General features: G+C 68.1%; 1 protein-coding gene. It reads right to left on the reverse strand.

Features of this window, described 5'->3' with window-relative positions; translation table 11 throughout:
* Positions 1–2,903 (reverse strand): non-ribosomal peptide synthetase (locus LDQ05_RS19445; protein ID WP_226438593.1); only part of this gene is annotated, 2,903 nt, incomplete at both ends.

Here is a 2,903-nt window from a genome sequence, read left to right on the forward strand (position 1 = left end):
CGTCCAACCCCACCCGGTCCACACCGAGCACCTCGGCGAACACCGACGCCACGATCTCCTCCACCGGCGTCGTCGGCGCACGGAACACCACCGCCTCGAACACCGGCGCCGGCAACGCCCGCCGATCGACCTTCCCGTTCACATTCAACGGCAACGCCTCGAGCACCACCACCGCGTCCGGCACCATGTAGTTCGGTAGGTCGCGCGCCACGGCCGCGGTCAGTGTCGCTGCATCGACCGCCCGGCCGGATTCCGGGACCACATAGGCGACGAGCCGGTCGCCTGCCCGGGCGTCGCTGTGCACCGTGACGATCGCCTGAGCGACGTCGTGCTGTGCCCGCAGTGCCGCTTCGATCTCGCCGAGCTCGATCCGGAAACCCCGCAACTTCACCTGGAAATCGGTCCGCCCCAGGTACTCCAACTCGAGCACCCCGGACCCACCACGAACCCACCGCACCAGATCCCCCGTGCGATACATCCGCTCACCCGCACCGACCAGATCCGCCACGAACCGATCCGCCGTCAGGTCCGCACGCCCGTGATACCCCCGGGCCAACTGCACACCCGACAGATACAACTCACCCGCAACACCCACCGGAACCGGCCGCAACCGCGCATCCAGCACCCGCACACCGACATTCCACTCCGGAACACCGATCGGCACCGACACCGCATCCGCCTCCGACACCGCGTGCGCGGTCACCGACACCGCAGCCTCGGTGGGGCCGTACAGGTTCACCAGGTCGAGATCACCCGCAGCGCGTACTCGCTGCGCGAGGCCGGCGGGAAGCTCCTCACCGATCGCGAGGACCCGGCTCAACGCGGACGGAAGTCGTCCGCCCTCCGCCGCGAGCAGCGCCTCGAGCATCGACGGAACCGCGTGCAGCGTGGTGACGCGGTGGGTGCGGACGAGGTCCAGGAGATAATCGGGGTCCTGTTGGCCACCCGCCCGCGCCAACACCACCGCGCCCCCGGACACCGTCGCCGACCAGAACTCCCACACCGACAGATCGAACGTCGCCGCCGTCTTGAGCAACACCGCATCCGACCCACCGAGCCCGAACGCATCCCGCTTCCACACCAACTGGTTGACCACCGCCGAATGCGGCACCGCCACACCCTTCGGACGGCCCGTCGACCCCGACGTGAAGATCACATAGGCCGCATGACCCGGCAACAGAGCACCGACACGTTCCGAATCCACAACCGGCGCAGACGAATACGACGAAACATCCAGATCGTCGACAACCACGACGGGAACACCGACGGACACCCCGTCGACGTCGGCGGCGGTCGTCGCCAGGACGAGCACCGGATCGGCGGTCCCGAGGATGTGCGAGATCCGCTCGGCGGGCTGGTCCGGATCCACCGGCACATACGCACCACCGGCCGCCGCGACCGCATACATCGCCACCAACAACTCCACCGACCGCGGCATCGCCAGCACCACACGCGAATCCGGCCCGACCCCCGACGAGATCAGATACCGGGCGAGCGGATACACACGCGCCGCGAACTCCGCATACGTCAGCACCGCGTCATCGGTCACCACCGCGGTCGCCGCACCACGGGCACCGACCTGCTCGGCGAACAGATCCGGCAACGTGACCGCCGGAACGGACACACTCCGACCCGCGCCGGCTGCCCCGAGCGCGGCGCGCTCGGAGACATCGAGGATGTCGATGTCGCCGACCGCGACCTCGGGATCGGACACGATCGCGTCGAGCACCCGCGTGAAGCGGTCGACGATCGCCGTGGCGGTCGCCTCGTCGAACAGTGCACTCGCGAAGGTCAGACCGCCACCGAGACCGAGTGGTTCGCCGTTCTCGTCATACGCGTCGGCGACGATCAGATGCAGATCGAACTGCGAGATCCCGGCTTCGAAATCGACACCCGAAAGGGTGAGTCCGGGCAGTTCGAAGGCACCGTGGTCGAGGTTCTGGAACGACAGACCGACCTGGAACAGCGGGTGATGCGCCGTCGAGCGAACCGGATCGAGCACCTCGACGAGCCGCTCGAACGGCACGTCGGCGTTCGCGAACGCCGCGAGGTCGCTCTCGCGTGTGCGACGCAGGAGTCCGGTGAACGCCTCACCGCCATCGACCCGGGACCGCAGGACGAGTGTGTTGACGAACTGGCCGATCAGGTCGTCGAGCGCTTCCTCACCGCGCCCGGCGATCGGGGTACCGACCGTGACGTCGTCCGCCCCGGACAGCCGCGAGAGCAGCACCGCCCATGCGGCGTGCACGACCATGAACAGCGTGGTGTTGGTCTGCGCCGCGAGTCGAGTGAGTCCTCGATGGGTTTCCGCGGCAATCGATACATCGACGCGACCACCCGCGAAGGACTGGACGGCGGGGCGGGGTCGGTCGGTGGGCAGATCGAGGACGGCAGGAACGTCCGAAAGAGCCGTCCGCCAGTGGTCGATCTGCCGGGAGATCAGCGAGTCGGGATCTGCCTCGTCGCCGAGGACGGCGCGTTGCCAGATCGCGTAGTCCGCGTACTGGACCGGCAGCGGCTTCCACGAGGGGGATTCACCGGCGGTGTGCGCGGTGTAGGCGACCATGAGATCGCGCATCAGCGGCCCCATCGACGATCCGTCACCGGCGATGTGGTGCACCACGAACACGAGCACGTGCTCGGTGTCGGACAGCTCGACGATCCGGGCCCGAACTGGCACCTCCCGGGTGACGTCGAAGGTTCCCGACACGAATTCCGTGACGGCACCGACGAGTCCCGCGTCGTCGACCTGAACGACATCGATGTCGAGCGTCGCGCGGTCGGCGGGGAGGATCCGTTGGAAGCCGACACCATCGACCTCCGGATACACCGTCCGCAACACCTCGTGCCGCGCCACCACATCCCGCACCGCAGCCGCCAACACACCCACATCGAGCGCACCC

The sequence above is a fragment of the Rhodococcus yananensis genome, from assembly GCF_020515525.1.
GTDB lineage: Bacteria > Actinomycetota > Actinomycetes > Mycobacteriales > Mycobacteriaceae > Rhodococcus > Rhodococcus yananensis.